Annotated in this window: 14 protein-coding genes and 3 tRNA genes; 5 read left to right on the top strand and 12 right to left on the bottom strand. The window is 36.6% G+C overall.

All coding sequences use genetic code 11. From position 1 onward, the window contains the following. Positions 1 to 2: 2 nt before the first annotated feature. From rodZ to yfmF, 3 genes are read right to left on the bottom strand one after another with little or no spacing between them, the layout of a single operon-like run. Positions 3 to 857 (bottom strand): cytoskeleton protein RodZ, encoded by an 855-nt coding sequence (rodZ, locus tag O3621_RS10425; protein WP_314448137.1) that lies wholly within the window; start codon positions 855 to 857, stop codon positions 3 to 5. Between the two features lie 33 nt (positions 858 to 890). Continuing rightward, on the bottom strand, positions 891 to 2,186 hold the full coding sequence (yfmH, locus tag O3621_RS10430; RefSeq protein WP_314448138.1) for an EF-P 5-aminopentanol modification-associated protein YfmH: 1,296 nt from the start codon (positions 2,184 to 2,186) through the stop codon (positions 891 to 893). After that, entirely contained in the window at positions 2,186 to 3,433 is a 1,248-nt protein-coding gene (gene yfmF, locus O3621_RS10435; protein WP_314448139.1) for an EF-P 5-aminopentanol modification-associated protein YfmF, read from the bottom strand. The genes yfmH and yfmF overlap by 1 nt, the downstream gene beginning before the upstream one ends. Positions 3,434 to 3,620: 187 nt before the next feature. Here yfmF and yaaA point away from each other — a divergent pair, with 187 nt between their 5' ends. Continuing rightward, entirely contained in the window at positions 3,621 to 4,028 is a 408-nt protein-coding gene (gene yaaA / locus O3621_RS10440) for a S4 domain-containing protein YaaA (RefSeq protein ID WP_314448142.1), read from the top strand. A gap of 2 nt (positions 4,029 to 4,030) precedes the next feature. Further along, positions 4,031 to 5,125 carry a DNA replication/repair protein RecF gene (recF, locus tag O3621_RS10445; protein WP_314448143.1) on the top strand — a complete coding sequence of 365 codons (1,095 nt, stop codon included), beginning with the start codon at positions 4,031 to 4,033 and terminating at the stop codon, positions 5,123 to 5,125. A gap of 179 nt (positions 5,126 to 5,304) precedes the next feature. Here recF and guaB read toward each other — a convergent pair whose 3' ends face one another. After that, positions 5,305 to 6,786 (bottom strand): IMP dehydrogenase, encoded by a 1,482-nt coding sequence (gene guaB, locus O3621_RS10450; RefSeq protein WP_314448146.1) that lies wholly within the window; start codon positions 6,784 to 6,786, stop codon positions 5,305 to 5,307. Positions 6,787 to 6,990: 204 nt separating this feature from the next. Then, positions 6,991 to 8,016, bottom strand: a complete 1,026-nt coding sequence (gene trpS / locus O3621_RS10455) for a tryptophan--tRNA ligase (protein ID WP_002928591.1) — start codon at positions 8,014 to 8,016, stop codon at positions 6,991 to 6,993. A gap of 290 nt (positions 8,017 to 8,306) precedes the next feature. Here trpS and O3621_RS10460 point away from each other — a divergent pair, with 290 nt between their 5' ends. Both O3621_RS10460 and O3621_RS10465 read left to right on the top strand, forming a co-directional pair. Beyond that, positions 8,307 to 9,929: an ATP-binding cassette domain-containing protein gene (locus O3621_RS10460; RefSeq protein WP_061589500.1), complete on the top strand. Its 1,623-nt coding sequence runs from the start codon at positions 8,307 to 8,309 to the stop codon at positions 9,927 to 9,929. 75 nt (positions 9,930 to 10,004) lie between these two features. Then, positions 10,005 to 12,590, top strand: a complete 2,586-nt coding sequence (locus tag O3621_RS10465) for a YfhO family protein (protein WP_314448153.1) — start codon at positions 10,005 to 10,007, stop codon at positions 12,588 to 12,590. A gap of 113 nt (positions 12,591 to 12,703) precedes the next feature. Here the strand turns inward: O3621_RS10465 and O3621_RS10470 are convergent. The 7 genes from O3621_RS10470 to rlmH all read right to left on the bottom strand — a co-directional run bounded on the left by O3621_RS10470 (position 12,704) and on the right by rlmH (position 15,914). Continuing rightward, positions 12,704 to 12,777 (bottom strand) — tRNA-Asn (locus O3621_RS10470). Between the two features lie 5 nt (positions 12,778 to 12,782). Continuing rightward, positions 12,783 to 12,854 (bottom strand) — tRNA-Glu (locus tag O3621_RS10475). Between the two features lie 45 nt (positions 12,855 to 12,899). Then, positions 12,900 to 13,664, bottom strand: coding sequence for a competence system response regulator transcription factor ComE (comE, locus tag O3621_RS10480; RefSeq protein WP_314448154.1), 765 nt, complete (start codon positions 13,662 to 13,664; stop codon positions 12,900 to 12,902). Between the two features lie 5 nt (positions 13,665 to 13,669). After that, positions 13,670 to 15,004 (bottom strand): competence system sensor histidine kinase ComD, encoded by a 1,335-nt coding sequence (gene comD / locus O3621_RS10485; protein WP_314448157.1) that lies wholly within the window; start codon positions 15,002 to 15,004, stop codon positions 13,670 to 13,672. Between the two features lie 27 nt (positions 15,005 to 15,031). Further along, complete coding sequence (locus tag O3621_RS10490) at positions 15,032 to 15,139, bottom strand: competence protein (RefSeq protein ID WP_002905686.1); 108 nt, start codon at positions 15,137 to 15,139, stop codon at positions 15,032 to 15,034. A 179-nt stretch (positions 15,140 to 15,318) separates the two neighbouring features. Then, positions 15,319 to 15,392 (bottom strand) — tRNA-Arg (locus tag O3621_RS10495). A gap of 42 nt (positions 15,393 to 15,434) precedes the next feature. Next, on the bottom strand, positions 15,435 to 15,914 hold the full coding sequence (gene rlmH / locus O3621_RS10500) for a 23S rRNA (pseudouridine(1915)-N(3))-methyltransferase RlmH (RefSeq protein WP_314448159.1): 480 nt from the start codon (positions 15,912 to 15,914) through the stop codon (positions 15,435 to 15,437). 203 nt (positions 15,915 to 16,117) lie between these two features. Between rlmH and O3621_RS10505 the strand changes: the two genes are divergently transcribed. Further along, complete coding sequence (locus O3621_RS10505; RefSeq protein ID WP_314448160.1) at positions 16,118 to 17,290, top strand: trypsin-like peptidase domain-containing protein; 1,173 nt, start codon at positions 16,118 to 16,120, stop codon at positions 17,288 to 17,290. Positions 17,291 to 17,328: the final 38 nt, after the last annotated feature.

Raw genomic sequence — 17,328 nt, forward strand, 5'->3', positions numbered from 1 at the left:
TTTTATCCTTTCGTAATGTTCAAACTAATGGTTCCACTATCACTAGTCAAAGCCGAAGTATCTAGTTTTTGTCCCTCTATCGTCACAGTTGCTCCTTTAACAGGTGCTATCGTAATAAGATACTTATTGCCTGGCTCAAGAGAAACCGTCTGGCTTGATTTTTCAGGAGATAAGGTGATGCCTTCGGCTAGTTCTGAATCGCTTATGCTTACCAAATTGGTCGTTTGATCCACAGAAACGGTCACTTTAACAGGCTGACTTGCTCCACTATACTCAGCAATCAAATTCTCTCCGCTTCCACTAACTGTCAATTTGCTAGCTGAGGAAGAAACTGACTTAGAATCAGCCGAAGAAAAGGAACTCTTCTGACTGTTAGTGCTTGTAGAGGAAACAAGACTATAATTGCTGTTAGATGCTTTGAAACTTACCGAATTAGTATGAGCATAGCTCCAGATATAGTATGCCACGAAAGCAGCAATAGCTGAAGCCAATAAGAGAAAATAGAACAAGGGGAGAAAAGAGCTTTTATTTTTATTTTTTCTGCTCCTAAATTCCTCATCTGCTGCCAGTGCCACTTCATCAAAGACAATCATCTCACCAGCTTCGTAAGCCTCCAGAATAATGGATTCATCCAAATCTACAGCCCAAGCATATTTCCGCAAGAAGCTACGGGCATAGAAAGGACTAGGAAGCAAATCATAGTCATTTCGTTCCAGCGCTTCCAGCAAATCCTGCTGAATATCTGTCTTTTTTGACAATTCCTCTAAGCTCAGCCCTTGATTGGTCCGGGCAAGCTTTAACACTTCTCCTATCGTTTTTTTTCTCATACGTACTTTTCCCTTTTTTCTATTCTTCACTATTTTAACAAAATTTTAAAAACGATTCTGGAATTATTTTGGAAAAATAGTAAAATCTGTCATATCACACTGATCGATAAATCGATGACCTAGTTTTATCACATCATTCAGACTGATGTCCTGTAAAATTTTCGGCAAATCAAACAGATTCTCACCCATCAACTGAGGTTCATATTGGGTTGCAATATACTCAAGTGAGTTTAAACCATGCAGAAAATCACCAAACATCTCACTTTTAATCGTATCCAAATGTTCTTCTGTCACATCCGGATCCTTGTCAAAATTCTTGATGGCTGAGCGAAATTGATGAGAAAGTCCCACCGGCTCCTGAGTGTCCATCGTCAACATGACAAAGTGAAAATCTTTTTCTACTTCCACTTCCAGCGTTAAAGAATTATCCATTTTCCCACTTTCATAGAGGGACTGGAAACGCTTGGAAGTCCAGCCAAACATCATGGCAAATAGGAGTTTCAAAGTGATTTTATAGTGATACAGCTCCGATTCATCAACAAAGTCTGTCCCTCGAATCCCAACTGCCAGTTTTGGACTCGCCACCTCCATTCGGTGAGTATCCGTTGATACCACTGGGTGAAGGCTAACAGGAATTTTTTCAATAGATTCCGAACTCCCAGCAAAAACTAGTTTTTCCTGCTGTTCTGCAATCTCAGAAGCTATCTGTTCCAAATCAAAATTTCCAATCACAAACAAAGTCATATTAGAAGGATGATAAAAGTTTTTGAAATTTTCCTTCAAATTTTCGACGGTAATTTCAGAGATGGACTCTTTCGTTCCTGCAATGTCTTCTGCCAGAGGTGTTTGAGGATAGAGATTGGCCAAGGCTCCAAAAAAGAGACGATAATCTGGATTATCCTGATACATTTCAATTTCTTGGCCGATAATATCCTGTTCCCGCAAAATGGATTCTTTTGTGAAATCAACCCGATGCACAAGTTCTTGCAAAAGCTGTAGGTTTTCTGAAATGTTATCCGTTGCAGAAAACAGATAACTGGTCCGAGTAAAGCTCGTAAAGGCATTACTCTCAGCTCCTAGCTTAGTAAATTCCAGCAGCAGATCCTTTCCCTGCGGGCCTTCAAAAAGCTTATGTTCCAAAAAATGAGCTATTCCAGCCGGATATTGAGTGACCTGCTTGGTTTCACGTGAAACAATCCCTGTATCCACTGAACCAAAATTAGTTGAGATAATCCCATAAGTCTCATTAAAATCATTTTTAGGCAGAAGAAAAACACGCAAACCATTTGCCAAGACTGTCTGATAGACCGTTTCTCCCACTGCTGAATAATTAATTTTTTCTAACACTTCTCCCTGCATTATTTTCCTTCCATAAAGTAAATAGCTTGTAATTTCAAGAGACCAGCTGCCTTGATAATATCATCTTTATGAACCTGTTCCAAAGCTTCCAACCAAGCTTCAAGAGATAAGAATTTTTTCCCTAAAACAGAAGCCATATAAGCTCTCTCTAAGATTGTATTCTGTCGATCCTGAGCTAACAATACCGAATTTCTCAGCATTTTCTTGGTTTGATTCAGTTCTTCCAGACTAAAATTTCCACGCTTCAAATCACCAATCTGTCGGTTGATTAAAGCAACTGTTCTGGTCCGATTGCTGCGGTCAATACCAGCGTAAATCCGCATCATTCCTGAAAAAATATCAAAATTGCTAGAAATTGTATAAGCCAGCCCTTCCTTTTCACGAAGATTGACAAATAATTTCGAATGAGCAAAGCCACCTAGCAAAGCATTTAAAACGACCAAAGGCAGGTGCTCACTCTCTCCGTACTGAATAGGGAAGTGATAGCCCAACTCAATAATTGACTGATGCACGTCCTTCTGCTCCAGTCCTTCTCGCAAAACATTGGAATATTCTTGCTGATAAACTAACTGAAGTTCTTGCTGGCGAGGTGCAAAATTGAAAGATTGAATTTTCTCCCGAACAGCCACTTCATTAAAGTCCCCAATAAAGAAAAAGTCAATCTGATTTTCCTGAAGCATCTGCTGAAAAGCAGCAAAACTGCTTGCAGCTGTCTCTTTCTGAATTAATTCAATCGTCCCAACACGAGGCATCTGCATTTCCTCTTCTTCATAAAAGAGTTTATCTAATTCTCGGTGAGCATGATAAAAATGATTCTCAATTTCAGCTTCCAAATCATTCAAGATATTTTTCTTCTCAATTTCAAAAGCAGATTCATCAAAAGCGTTCTGACTTACCAATGAAGAAAACAGACTGGCTTTCAAAAAATCAAGCATGGCATCTGTCAGGACATTCTTACGACTCAAAAATTTATCCCGCACAAAAGAAAGATTGATATCTAAATAATGGATAAATCCTCTCCTTGAAAGACTCGTAGAATAATCAGCACCATACAAGTTGGCCAGACGCTCTCTAAAAGCCTGCGAAGTAGGATAAACAGCATTGACAGTCTCTAGCATGCTGGCTGTTAAAACCCGACCAGCTACTGTTTCTTTGGACATAGGCGCTGAAAAACGAACCCTAATTTTGTTTGTTTTAAATTTCTCTGATTGAATAAAATGGAGACGAACTCCTTTAGTGATTTCCATGACGCCCCTCATACTGAATAATATAGACTACTATTATATCATGAAATGCCTCTGATTTGTTTGTTCCACCAAGCTTTTTGCTGATTAAAACGTTTTCTGATAACAGGAGAAAATTTCCGATTTTATCCAAAGTACCTCAGCACTTTTTACTAACAAATATGGTATAATGACAGGGTTGAGGTGAAATATGGAATATAAATTATTTAAATTATTTGATGACTACATCACGCTGCAAGCACTTTTAAAAGAAACAGGAATTATCCAAAGCGGCGGAGCAATTAAAACATTTCTAAGTGAATATCCAGTTCTTTTTAACGGTGAGCCAGAAAACCGCCGGGGAAAAAAACTCCGTGTCAATGATAGGATTTCCCTTCCTGAGCAAGGAATTGAAATTAATCTGACAGCTCCTAGTCAAGAAGAAATTCTGCAACACCAGAAAGAAATCGCAGAAAAAAAACGAGTTGCTGAACTTGTCAAAGCCATGAATAAGGATTTTAAAAAAAACCAGACTTCTAAAAAAGAAAAGCGTAAGAATACAGGGGTACCTAAAAAGCAGAAAACTACTAAAAGCCCTGTTCGCTTCCCTGGTATCTAATCATGTGGCTGCAATCATTAAAAATCAAGCATTTCCGAAATTATCAGGAAGCTGATATTGACTTCCATCCTGGATTAAATGTCTTTCTAGGTCAGAACGCACAAGGTAAAACCAATATTTTAGAAGCTGTTTATTTCCTAGCCTTGACAAGAAGCCACCGCACACGCTCAGATAAGGATCTGATTCATTTTACAGAAAATGAACTCCTTGTCTCTGGTATCTTGGAAAAAAAGACTGGTAAAGTTCCCCTTGACATTAACTTGACACCAAAAGGTCGCATCACAAAAGTCAACCACTTGAAGCAAAGTAAATTATCAGACTACATTGGAACTATGAATGTTGTCCTTTTTGCTCCTGAAGATTTACAGTTGATTAAAGGCTCCCCCAGTCTACGTCGTAAATTTATAGATATTGAACTCGGACAAATCAAACCTGTCTATCTATCAGATTTATCCAATTACAACCATGTCCTCAAACAACGCAATGCCTATCTGAAAGCTAATGACAAAGTTGATGAAACCTTCTTGACTGTCCTTGATGATCAGCTAGTTGACTATGGCTGTCGTGTCATAAGGCATCGGTTGGATTTTTTGCAAAAATTAGAAAGCTTTGCTCAAGACAAGCACTGGGACATCTCTCAAAATTTGGAAGAATTGACTGTCAAGTATCTGTCATCTATTCCTTTACACCAAATTGACAGTTTAGAAGAAACTTACCACTCTTCTTTATTAAGCAGCCGTAAACGCGATCTATTCAAAAAAAATACAGGCGTTGGTCCCCATCGTGATGATATTGCTTTTTTTATCAACCAGATGGATGCCAACTTTGGTAGTCAAGGTCAGCATCGCAGTCTTGTTTTATCTCTGAAACTAGCCGAAATCAAGTTAATAGAAAGCATTACAAAGGAAACGCCTATTTTGTTGCTTGACGATGTAATGAGCGAACTTGACAATAACCGTCAACTAAAATTATTAGAAACTATCTCTCAGGATATTCAAACTTTCATCACTACAACAACTTTAGAACATTTAAAAAATCTTCCACAAGATATTAAAATTTTCACCATTCAGCAAGGACAAATCATGTCTCAATCCTAGAATTACATGAGATTTACGTTTTTGTAAATTTCATTTACAAAATATCGCTTATAGTGTAAACGAATTATATCGAATTGTTATTAGAACAGCTTTTATAGCTTTTTGAATTGTAAAGCATGTCAATTTAAATCGTAAATTTAAAACGAGGTTAGGAAAAATTCCCGACCTCGTTTTATTTTTTATTGAACTGAATAGTTAGGGGCTTCATTTGTAATCTGCACATCATGAGGGTGGCTTTCTTTCAATCCAGCGCCACTCATCTCAATAAACTGAGCATTATCGTGAAGTTCTTGCAGATTTGCAGCACCAACATAGCCCATTCCAGAGCGAATACCACCAAGCATCTGGAAGACAATATCTGCAGCAGCTCCCTTGTATGCCACACGGCCTTCAATTCCTTCTGGAACTAGCTTATTCGCTTCATTGACAGAACCTTGGAAGTAACGGTCACTAGAGCCCTTCTTCATAGCGGCAATAGAGCCCATACCACGATAAGTCTTAAATTTCCGACCTTGGAAGATTTCTGTCTCGCCTGGCGCTTCGTCTGTACCAGCAAACATTGAACCCAGCATAACAGCATTTCCACCAGCAGCCAAGGCCTTAACAATATCTCCGGAGTACTTGATTCCACCATCAGCAATGATGGTTTTTCCATATTCACGCGCCACAGCAGCTGCATCATAAATAGCAGTTACTTGGGGAACGCCAACACCAGCAATGACACGGGTTGTACAGATAGAACCTGGTCCAATTCCGACCTTAACAACATCCACACCTGCTTCATAAAGAGCGCGTGCACCTTCAGCAGTTGCAATATTTCCTGCAATCAAGGTGCGATCAGGGAAATGAGCACGAATCTCTGCAATCTTACGCAAAACTCCAGCTGAGTGCCCATGCGCAGTATCAATAACAATCGCATCTGCACCCGCTTCAAAGAGAGCTTCTGCACGTTCGAAAGTATCTGAAGTAACACCCACAGCACCAGCTACCAAGAGACGGCCAAACTCATCTTTGGCAGCATTTGGAAACTCAATAACCTTTTCAATATCTTTAATGGTAATCAAACCTGAAAGACAGCCCTTATCATCAACCAAAGGCAACTTTTCGATCCGGTGCTCCTGCAAAATGCGCTCTGCAGTTCCCAAATCTGTTCCAACAGGAGCTGTGACAAGATTCTCACTAGTCATATGACGGGAAATAGGTTGATTGAAGTCAGAAATAAAACGCAAATCACGATTGGTCAAAATCCCTACTAACTTACGATTTTCAAGAGTTTCTACAACAGGAACACCACTGATACGGTAACGTCCCATCAACTCATCTGCTTCAGCAATCGTATGCTCTGGCGTTAGGAAAAAAGGATCAATAATAACGCCATTCTCAGAACGTTTAACCTTTCGAACTTCATCAGCCTGTTGCTCAATAGACATGTTTTTGTGGATAACTCCAAGACCGCCAGCACGGGCAATAGCGATAGCCATCTGACTCTCTGTAACAGTGTCCATAGCGGCAGTAATGATTGGGATATTTAAAGTCAGATTCTCAGCAAGCTTGGTACTCAAATCAGCATCGTTGGGCAGCACATGGCTTTCAGCTGGAATCAGCAGCACATCATCAAAGGTAAAACCTTTTTTCAAAAATTTAGTGTCCCAGTTAGACATCCACAGTTTCCTCTTTTCCTTTTTATTAAACTAATAGCCAAAGAAAATTGAAGTTCAGTTTTCTTTGAATAAGAGCTGGTTTTTTTGTTGTTAATATCATACCATTCTATAGGAAATTGTCAATCATTATTACACAAAAAATAAAAACCATCATTTTTGAAACTAAAAACGATAGTTTTTATGATTTATAATCAATAATGTTCGTTATTTAAAATAATTAATCCCCATCGCAGACTTCACTTCTGAAAGAGTCTGAGCGGCAGTCTGACGGGCCTTATCGCATCCTTCTTGCAGCATCTGATAGACCTGACCCATGTCTTTAGCAAACTCCACACGACGCTCACGAATCGGACCTAACTCTCGCTCTAAAATTTCTAACAGATAGCGTTTGGTTTTGACATCTCCCAGACCACCTCTTTGATAATGCTCTTTCATTGCAGCAATATCAGCAGCATCTTCTGGGCGGCCAAAAACATCCAGATAATGAAAGACCATATTTCCCTCAATTTTTCCAGGATCTTCCACTCTGATATGATTAGGATCCGTATACATGCTCATGACTTTCTTTTGCAGAATATCCATGTCATCTGCCAAATAAATGCCGTTATTGAGAGACTTAGACATCTTAGCATTGCCATCCAAACCAGGTAAACGTCCAGCCGCTTCATTTTCAGGATAAATCCCTTCCGGTTCTACCAAAACATCTGTCTGATAAGCGTGGTTAAAGGAACGAACAATTTCCCGAGTCTGCTCAATCATAGGCTTTTGATCATGTCCTACTGGTACAAAATTAGCCTTGAAAGCAGTAATATCTGCTGCCTGAGAAATAGGATAAACTAAAAACCCAGTCGGCAAACTTTCACCAAATCCTTTTTGCGCAATCTCAGTCTTGACAGTAGGATTACGCTCAAGCCGAGCCAATGACACCAAATTCATGTAATACATTGACAACTCTGCCAACTCAGGAATCTGACTTTGAATAAAAATAGTCACCTTTTCAGGATCCAATCCAGCCGCTAGATAATCTAAAGCGACATTCCCAATGGACTCAACAATTGTCTGAGGGTCCTTTGCATGATCTGTCAAAGCTTGCTGATCAGCCAAAAATACGAACATCTCATATTTACCCTGATCCTGCAAAAGCACGCGATTCCGTAAACTTCCTACATAATGACCAATATGCAATTTTCCTGTCGGACGATCTCCTGTTAAAATAATTGGTTTAGTCATTTATTACTCCTCAATTTATAATGAGTTCATTATATCATTTTCAATGAAAATGAGAAAGAAGTTTCTAGAAAAAAGCGAAAATTCCAGTTTTTACAACTTTATTGACACGCCTTTACAATATTTGTAAACTTAATTTACAAACTATTCTGGCTGGAAAACCTAAAAGTCTTAGTTCATTCTATTCTCCTTTTTTCTTTTGGCTTCGTTTTTTACTTTTTATCTCAGAATTATTTGAAAAAAGTTCTGTTTTCTAGTAAAATGAAGAAGATTATATATATAGGAGAAAGACATTGCTTACAGTATCAGATGTATCACTGCGTTTCAGTGACCGAAAATTGTTTGATGAAGTCAACATCAAATTTACAGAAGGAAATACTTATGGATTGATTGGAGCTAACGGCGCTGGAAAATCAACCTTTTTAAAAATTTTAGCTGGTGATATCGAGCCAACAACAGGCCACATTTCTCTAGGACCAAATGAACGTCTTTCAGTCCTTCGCCAGAACCACTTTGACTATGAAGAAGAACGGGCTATTGATGTTGTAATCATGGGAAATGAACATCTCTACAACATTATGAAAGAAAAAGATGCTATTTATATGAAGCCTGATTTTTCTGATGAAGATGGTGTACGTGCAGCCGAGCTTGAGGGAGAGTTTGCTGAACTAGGTGGCTGGGAAGCTGAAAGTGAAGCCTCTCAATTATTGCAAAATCTCAATATTCCAGAAGATCTTCACTACCAAAATATGAGCGAGCTCTCTAACGGAGACAAGGTCAAAGTACTCTTAGCCAAAGCCCTTTTTGGTAAACCTGATGTCTTACTTCTGGACGAGCCAACTAACGGTTTGGATATTCAGTCTATTACTTGGCTGGAAGACTTTCTTATTGATTTTGACAATACAGTTATTGTTGTATCCCACGACCGTCACTTTTTGAATAAAGTCTGCACTCATATGGCCGACCTTGACTTTGGAAAAATCAAACTCTATGTTGGAAACTATGATTTCTGGAAAGAATCAAGCGAACTAGCGGCTAAGCTTCTAGCTGACCGAAATGCCAAAGCAGAAGAAAAAATCAAGCAACTTCAAGAATTTGTTGCTCGCTTTTCTGCCAATGCTTCAAAATCAAAACAAGCAACTTCTCGTAAAAAGATGCTTGACAAGATTGAGTTAGAAGAAATTGTTCCATCTAGCCGTAAATACCCATTTATCAGCTTTAAAGCAGAACGTGAAATCGGTAATGATCTCTTGACAGTGGAAAACCTTTCTGTCAAGATAGACGGAGAAACTATTCTTGATAATATTAACTTTATTTTACGTCCTGGCGATAAAACAGCTTTGATTGGCCAAAACGACATCCAAACAACAGCTTTGATTCGTGCTTTGATGGGTGATATTGAGTATGAAGGAACTGTCAAGTGGGGTGTCACAACCAGTCAATCTTACCTACCAAAAGATAATTCTCGTGACTTTGCTAGTGGCGAATCAATCCTTGACTGGCTGCGTCAATTTGCTAGCAAAGAAGAGGATGACAACACCTTCCTTCGAGGATTCCTTGGACGCATGCTTTTCTCTGGAGATGAGGTTAACAAGTCTGTCAATGTCTTGTCAGGAGGAGAAAAAGTTCGGGTTATGCTATCTAAGTTGATGTTGCTTAAATCCAACGTTTTAGTCTTGGACGATCCAACCAATCACTTAGATTTGGAATCAATCTCCAGCTTAAATGATGGATTGAACAACTTCAAAGGATCCATTATTTTTGCCAGTCACGACCATGAATTTATTCAAACCTTGGCAAACCATATCATTGTCTTATCTAAAAACGGTGTCATTGACCGCATTGACGAAACCTATGATGAATTCTTAGAAAATCAAGAAGTTCAGGCAAAAGTCAAGGAACTTTGGAAAGATTAATCTCTTGTCAATTTACGTTTACAAAGCTTTACAGAGGCATGAAACAACGTTTCTGCCTCTTTCTATATAAGAAATATGAATCACATTAAAGAATATTTTAAAAAAAATTGGCCTTATTTTTGTGCCTTCTTTCTTCCATTTTTCATTAAGTTCTTTGTCTACTTGATGTACGGAATTTACTGGAATAGCGAAACGTCTCCCTTGCTTGGTGATGGTTTTCATCAGTATGTCATTTTTGACACCAACCTAAGAAATATCCTTCATGGCACAGATAGTATTTTCTATACTTTCTCCAGTGGACTTGGGCAGAATTTCTATGCTTTATCTAGTTATTATTTAGGTAGCTTCTTATCTCCCTTGGTTTATTTCTTTGATTTGAAATCAATGCCAGATGCCGTCTATCTATTTACCTTAATCAAGTTTGGATTAATTGGACTCTCTACCTTTATCAGCATCAAAGGAATATTTAAAAAGATTCCAGCCTTACTCATCATCACTCTTTCAACTTCATTTTCTTTAATGAGTTTTTCAGTCAGTCAATTGGAAATTAAAACCTGGTTGGATGTGTTTATCCTTGCACCTTTGATTGTGCTAGGTTTACATAGATTGATAGCTGGAAAAGGCAGAGTACTATACTTTACAACACTGTCAATTCTCTTCATCCAAAATTATTATTTTGGATATATGATGGCAATCTTTTTAGTCTTTTGGTACCTTCTTCAATTATCTTGGGATTTCAAAAATAGAATTAAAAGTTTACTTGACTTTACAGTCGTATCTGCTTTAGCAGGTCTGACTAGCCTAATCATGATTCTACCAACTTACCTAGACATAAGTACTCATGGTGAAACCTTAACAAAAGTTTCTTCTTTGTTGACAGAAAAAAGTTGGCTTTTAGATGTATTTGCTAAAAATTTTATTGGCAGTTTTGATACAACCAAGTATGGTTCTATCCCTATGATTTATGTCGGCACCTTCCCCTTGATTCTGGCTATCTTATTTTTCACCTTAAAATCTGTTAAGTTTCACGTGAAACTTTGCTACTTTTTACTTATTGCAATTTTCATAGCTAGTTTTTATCTTCAATATTTAGACTTACTTTGGCAAGGAATGCATGCTCCGAACATGTTTCTTCACCGTTATTCTTGGCTATTTTCTCTGGTAGTTATCTATCTGGCTGCTGAGACTTTAAATCGTTGGAAAGACGTGAAATTGATGAATGTTGCCATTAGTTTCACTTTGCTCAGTCTCGGATTTATTATTACTTTTATTCAGAGAAAACATTATGACTTTTTGGGTCCTGAGAATTATATTCTAACATTAGAATTTCTGCTGGCTTATCTCTTGATTAGCTTTGTCTTAGCAAAATCTTCGATTCAACCAAAAATCATTCTCCCTGTCTTGCTTTTCTTTGTTACTTTTGAATTGTCGCTTAATTCCTATTATCAAGTTGGAGGAATTGCTAAAGAATGGGTATTTGCCACTCGTTCTTCATATGCCAGTCACCTTGACGAGATTGACAAGCTTGTCAATTATTCCAAAAAGGAAAATATTGAATTTTTTAGAACAGAAAGATTGAATCCACAAACGGGAAATGACAGTATGAAATTCAACTACAATGGAATTTCCCAGTTCTCATCTGTTCGAAATACTCAGGCAAGTTCTACTTTAGATAAACTTGGTTTTAAATCAGCAGGAACAAATCTGAATCTACGTTATCAAAACAACAGTATTTTGATGGACAGTATTTTTGGTGTTCGCTACAATCTATCTGAAACAGATCCTCAAAAATTTGGTTTTCTTCCTGAGAAAACTGAAAAAGAAATGTCTCTCTACCAAAATGATGCTGCACTTGGTTTAGCTTTTCTGACCAATGATGTTTACCAGGATGTCAAGTTTACAAATTTGACCCTAGATAATCAAACAGAATTTTTAAATCGGTTGACTGGTTTTGATTTTAAATATTATGATAAAGTAGATGCTATAACTACTAATGAAAATGTCAAGCAAATTGGTAACAGAGTAACTGTTTATGTTGACAGAGAGCATAATACAAGCTTTGCTAGTGTAATCTATACTGTCAATGTACCTGCTAACAGTCAACTATATGTTAATGTTGCTGGGATTGATTTTAGTAATGATGATCAGACAGATATTGACATTACTGTCAATAACTTTACAGAACGTTATACAACTAATAATGTTTTTCCTTTCTTTAATGCTGGCCATTTCAGTCAAAGTCAAACAGTATCTATTCGCTTTACATTCCCAGACAATTCGACAGTTTCATTTGATACGCCAGAATTTTTTGCCGTTAATACTGAGCAATATCAAAATGTCATTCAAAAATTAAAAGAGCAGCCTGTTTCCACAACTACTGATTTAAACACAGTAAAAACAAACTATAGAGCGGAAAAGGATACTTCATTATTCTTTACCATTCCTTATGATAAGGGATGGTCAGCCACTCTTAACGGGAAGCCTGTCACACTAAAACGAGCTCAAAACGGCTTTATGAAATTAGATGTGAAAAAAGGAGAAGGAAATGTTGTTCTCACTTTCATTCCTAATGGACTAAAAGAAGGTGGCATTGCCTTCATATCTGGCATAATCTTATTTGTTTGCTATAATTTTCTACGTAGGAAGCAACAGAGAATGTAAATATATCAAAAAAACAGCTACTTACCAATATAAAAAATAAGGCTCTTCATTAAAATGCTAGTGAAGGCCTTTTTTTGAACAATAAAAAAAACACTCACTAGGAGTGTCTCTAGCTCCGGCAGTAGGACTCGAACCTACGACATCATGATTAACAGTCATGCGCTACTACCAACTGAGCTATGCCGGATAATATAGTCCGTACGGGATTCGAACCCGTGTTACCGCCGTGAAAAGGCGGTGTCTTAACCCCTTGACCAACGGACCATATGGTATGCTCTCTTTCAGAACATATTCCATTATATCAGGTTTTTAAGCTTTGTCAACTCTTTTCCCTTTATTTTCGAAAATATCTTTCAGATATTTCACTCTTAAACGAGTGACCGGACAGCGATGATTTTCGTAAAAAATAATTTCTCGATTTTTCTTGTCATAATCAACAATGTTGCCAATATTCACCAGATAAGATTTATGTGGTGAAAAAAATCGTTTAGATTGCTGATCTTTTTCTTGAATATCTGTTATCGTTCCATAAAACTCCTTGAGAAAATTTTTACCGACAATCCGAAGTTTATGAGAGCTCCCTGTCGTTTCGATATACAAAATATCGTTATAAGGCATTCGAACATCATTGCCACGATAACTATATTCAAAATAATCTACCATATTGGTATTTTCAATTAGTGTACTCTTAGTGTAAAGGATACTGTCTTTGATTCTATTTTTAAAAGCATCATTGTTGATATCTTTATCAATAAAATCAAGTGCTGATACTTTATATTTAAAAGTCATAGTAGCAAATTCAGATTTTGAGGTTACAAAAACTATAATGGCATAAGGATTATGATGACGGATAAATTGAGCTACTTCCAGCCCTTTTGTTTCCTCCCCCTTAATGTCAATATCCAAAAAATAAAGCTGGTTAACGTCTCCATTTTCAATATATTTTTTGAATTCTTTGATTTTTCCTGTAACCTGAACCTGGATGTCAATTCTAAGTTCCTCAGCAATTTCTGCTAATGTCGTTTCCATCCTGACTTGATGAGATACGGTATCCTCTAAAACTAACACTTTCATAAATTCTATCTCCTAATTGTTAAAATCTGTGTAAAACTTCTTGGCTCAATTTGTGTATCAAGAGTGATAAATTCATACCTATCTAAAATTTCCTTGATGTTATTCAATCCATAGCCTCTATTTTCTCCTTTAGTTGAAAATTCCGGCTGATAGAGTTCTTCCAAATCCAATTTTCCTTCTTTACGAGAATTTTGAACAACAAAAATGGTTCTATCATCCAGTTGAACCAGAGAAACATGGACAATTTTTTCCAGGCTGTCAATTGCACTCTCAATAGCATTATTTAATAAAATACTAGCAATTCTGACCAGATCTAACAACTTGATTGGAAGGCGTTCCACTTTATCCTTAACTTCAAAAGTCAGCTGAATCTGATGTTCACGCGCTTGAAAGATTGTCTCAGTCATGACACTCCTTAAAGCTGAATCTCCTACATTATTCAAATCAAAAACTGTATATTTATCTGAACGCAGGTTCAAATTTGCATCAGCCAAGACTTCTTGATAAATGTGCTCAATTTCCTTGATATCTCCAGTTTGAATAGCCACTTGCATACTTGTCAGCATGCTAGCATAATCATGACGAAACCCTTTGATTTCATAGTACAATCTCACAATTTCATCAGTATACTCCTGAAGTCGAAGCTGTTCGGATTCTTTTTGCCGCAAACGCTCTTCTTTCTCGTATTTCTCACGGCTGTCCTTGAATGTCACCAAGGTAGAAAGAAAGGCCAAGAAACAAATAGTAGCAATCATACTGCTAAAACTGTTGAGATGCTTTATATTGCTAATCCAATGAGAGAGATTTAAAATCAGCCAATTCATTGCATATAAACTACTAATCATCAGAATCTGAGATTTAAAGAAACTTCTTTTGAGATAATCTATTCTGAAATCAAAAATATCAATAACCTTTACCATAAAGAACAAGGATATTAAGTTGATACATGTCAGAAACAAGCCCATGTACTGAGCTACAAAATCATCTCCTAAAACAGATGAAATAATAACTGAAAAGAAAGTAGTAGAACTATCAATTGACAGACATAAAAAGAAGGAAAGTAAGAAAGATTGATATTTTTTAATTTTTTCAACTTTACAAAAATACCAAACTAAAAATAGAGGGAGAAAAAATGACAGTGTATATGATGGAATTGTGCTAGAAAATGAAAATATGTGTCCTAAAAAAGCAATTATAAACGGAACTATAATCTCAAGACCAAAGCAAACAGCTACAAAAAAGCGAGTATGCTTAATTTTAGTGATTTTTGATAAAATCACTAAAAATGCAGCTACATTAATAAAAGGATGAATAATTAATCCAATTATTTCAAGTGACATAAATTTCTCCCCTAAACTTTAAAATTCTTATCTTCCAAAAATCCAACCCCATGGATTTGGAACACCTCTTAAATCCCAAAAGGTTTGAACAAGTGAATTGCTATTTAAAGCAATTTGAAAAGAATAGATTTTCATAACTATCTCCTATCTTTTTATCTTGTAAGTCACCTTACATTTATCATTATAGAAAAATAGAAAGAGTTAGTGACAATTTTCCCTGAAATGTCATTTTTTATCCCCGAAATGACATTATACCAAAAAAATAGAAGAAAAAAAACGAAATATTCTAAAATACTTCGCATTTTTTACCTTTCTGATCTCAGCAGGATTCGAACCTGCGACCGTTCGCTTAGAAGGCGAATGCTCTATCCAGCTGAGCTATGAGACCAATACCATCTCATTCTATCAGAAAATAGAGTTGCCGTCAAGATTACTTATGATAAGGACTCCCCTGCTGAATCATAAAAGCTCGATAAATTTGCTCTATTACAACAAGGCGCATCAGTTGATGAGGTAAGGTTAATTTGCCAAAACTCATCAGAAGATTTGCCCGCTTTTTCACTGCAGGAGATAAACCTAAACTTCCTCCGATAACAAAAGTGATATCAGAAAAGCCACGCACTGTAGTATCCATCATGAGCTGACTAAAATTTTCTGACGGAAATTGCTTTCCTTCAATTGCCAAAGCAATAACAAATTCACGCTCATTAATTTTAGCCAGAATTTTATTTCCTTCTTTTTCAAGAATCTGCTGATTTTCTAAATCACTAGCTTTATCAGGTGTTTTTTCATCCGCTAGCTCAACAATTTCCACCTTGCAGAATCGATTGAGACGCTTCATGTATTCAGCAATTCCATCCTTTAAATATTTTTCTTTCAGTTTTCCAACTGTTACAAGTTTTATTTTCATAAGTTTATTCTATCATATTCATATATACTTCACACTTTATTAACAAGTAAAATTTATCTGGGAATCGGCTAATCTGTGTATTTTCTAATGCCTATCAACAGTTTTTCTAAGTTTTCCACAAGGTGTGGAAAACTTAAAGGATTTAAGTTATAATTAAGTTTGTATAAATATAATTTCATCAATTGTAATTCAAGGAGGAAAACATGAAAAATTCTTCAAATGCCATCAAAAGGGCTTTATTGCTTTTTGCAGTATTAATTGTAGGTTTTATTGGCGGAAGTTTAGGAAATTATGTTACTACATTAGTAACTTCACATGTAAAAATGAATGGAAATTCAACAACTAGTGTAGCTACTTCATATAAAAACTCTACAGACATTTCAGAAGCTGTGAAAAAGGTTCAAAATGCGGTTGTTTCAGTAATTACTTATGCTGAATCTTCTAGTAGCGTTATTAATGATGAATCTGCCAACGATGAATCACAAATCTCCAGTGAAGGTTCTGGTGTAATTTATAAAAAAGACGGAAAATCAGCCTATCTGGTAACCAACACCCACGTTCTGAACGGATCAACCAATGTAGATATCTTGCTAGCTGATGGAAACAAGGTTCCAGGTGAAGTAGTTGGTTCAGATGTTTATTCAGATATTTCTGTAGTTAAAATTAGCTCTGAAAAAGTAACTGATGTAGCTGAATTTGGAGATTCTGGTTCTCTGACAGTTGGTGAGACAGCTATCGCTATCGGAAGTCCTCTTGGAACAGAATACGCTAACTCTGTCACACAAGGAATTATTTCTAGTTTAGGTAGAAACGTTACGTTACAATCTGAAAATGGTGAAAATATTTCAACAACTGCACTGCAAACAGATGCTGCAATTAATCCTGGTAACTCTGGCGGCCCATTGATTAACATCCAAGGACAAGTTATTGGGATTACTTCAAGTAAAATTTCAACAAATGGTCAAACCTCTGTTGAAGGGATGGGATTTGCGATTCCATCTAATGATGTCGTAAATATTATCAATCAACTTGAGAAAAATGGAACAGTCACACGTCCTGCTTTAGGAATTCAAATGATGGATTTATCTAATCTGACAACTTCTGATTTTTCTAAATTAAATCTTCCTGCTTCAGTGAAATCAGGTATTCTTGTTCGCTCTGTTCAGCAAGGGATGCCTGCTGATGGCAAACTTCAAAAAAATGACGTCATTACAAAAGTAGATAATACAGATGTGGAATCCACTAGTGACCTTCAGTCTGCTCTCTACAAGCATAGTATTGGAGATGAAGTAGAAATTACTTATTATCGAGATGGTAAATCTCAAACAGTCAAAATCAAACTCACTAAATCAACAAAAGAGTTAAGCTCAAATTAACCTATTTACAAGATTGTCAACACACCTTTACACAATCG

The sequence above is a fragment of the Streptococcus sp. 20925_1_22 genome (assembly GCF_041431685.1).
Taxonomy (GTDB): domain Bacteria; phylum Bacillota; class Bacilli; order Lactobacillales; family Streptococcaceae; genus Streptococcus.

Coding starts and splice junctions, on each gene's coding strand:
- recF (WP_314448143.1), top strand. CDS start 4,031: ATGTGGCTGCAATCATTAAAAATCAAGCATTTCCGAAATTATCAGGAA.
- yfmF (WP_314448139.1), bottom strand. CDS start 3,433: ATGGAAATCACTAAAGGAGTTCGTCTCCATTTTATTCAATCAGAGAAA.
- comE (WP_314448154.1), bottom strand. CDS start 13,664: ATGAAAGTGTTAGTTTTAGAGGATACCGTATCTCATCAAGTCAGGATG.
- O3621_RS10465 (WP_314448153.1), top strand. CDS start 10,005: ATGAATCACATTAAAGAATATTTTAAAAAAAATTGGCCTTATTTTTGT.
- trpS (WP_002928591.1), bottom strand. CDS start 8,016: ATGACTAAACCAATTATTTTAACAGGAGATCGTCCGACAGGAAAATTG.
- guaB (WP_314448146.1), bottom strand. CDS start 6,786: ATGTCTAACTGGGACACTAAATTTTTGAAAAAAGGTTTTACCTTTGAT.
- comD (WP_314448157.1), bottom strand. CDS start 15,004: ATGTCACTTGAAATAATTGGATTAATTATTCATCCTTTTATTAATGTA.
- rlmH (WP_314448159.1), bottom strand. CDS start 15,914: ATGAAAATAAAACTTGTAACAGTTGGAAAACTGAAAGAAAAATATTTA.
- yaaA (WP_314448142.1), top strand. CDS start 3,621: ATGGAATATAAATTATTTAAATTATTTGATGACTACATCACGCTGCAA.
- yfmH (WP_314448138.1), bottom strand. CDS start 2,186: ATGCAGGGAGAAGTGTTAGAAAAAATTAATTATTCAGCAGTGGGAGAA.
- O3621_RS10505 (WP_314448160.1), top strand. CDS start 16,118: ATGAAAAATTCTTCAAATGCCATCAAAAGGGCTTTATTGCTTTTTGCA.
- O3621_RS10490 (WP_002905686.1), bottom strand. CDS start 15,139: ATGAAAATCTATTCTTTTCAAATTGCTTTAAATAGCAATTCACTTGTT.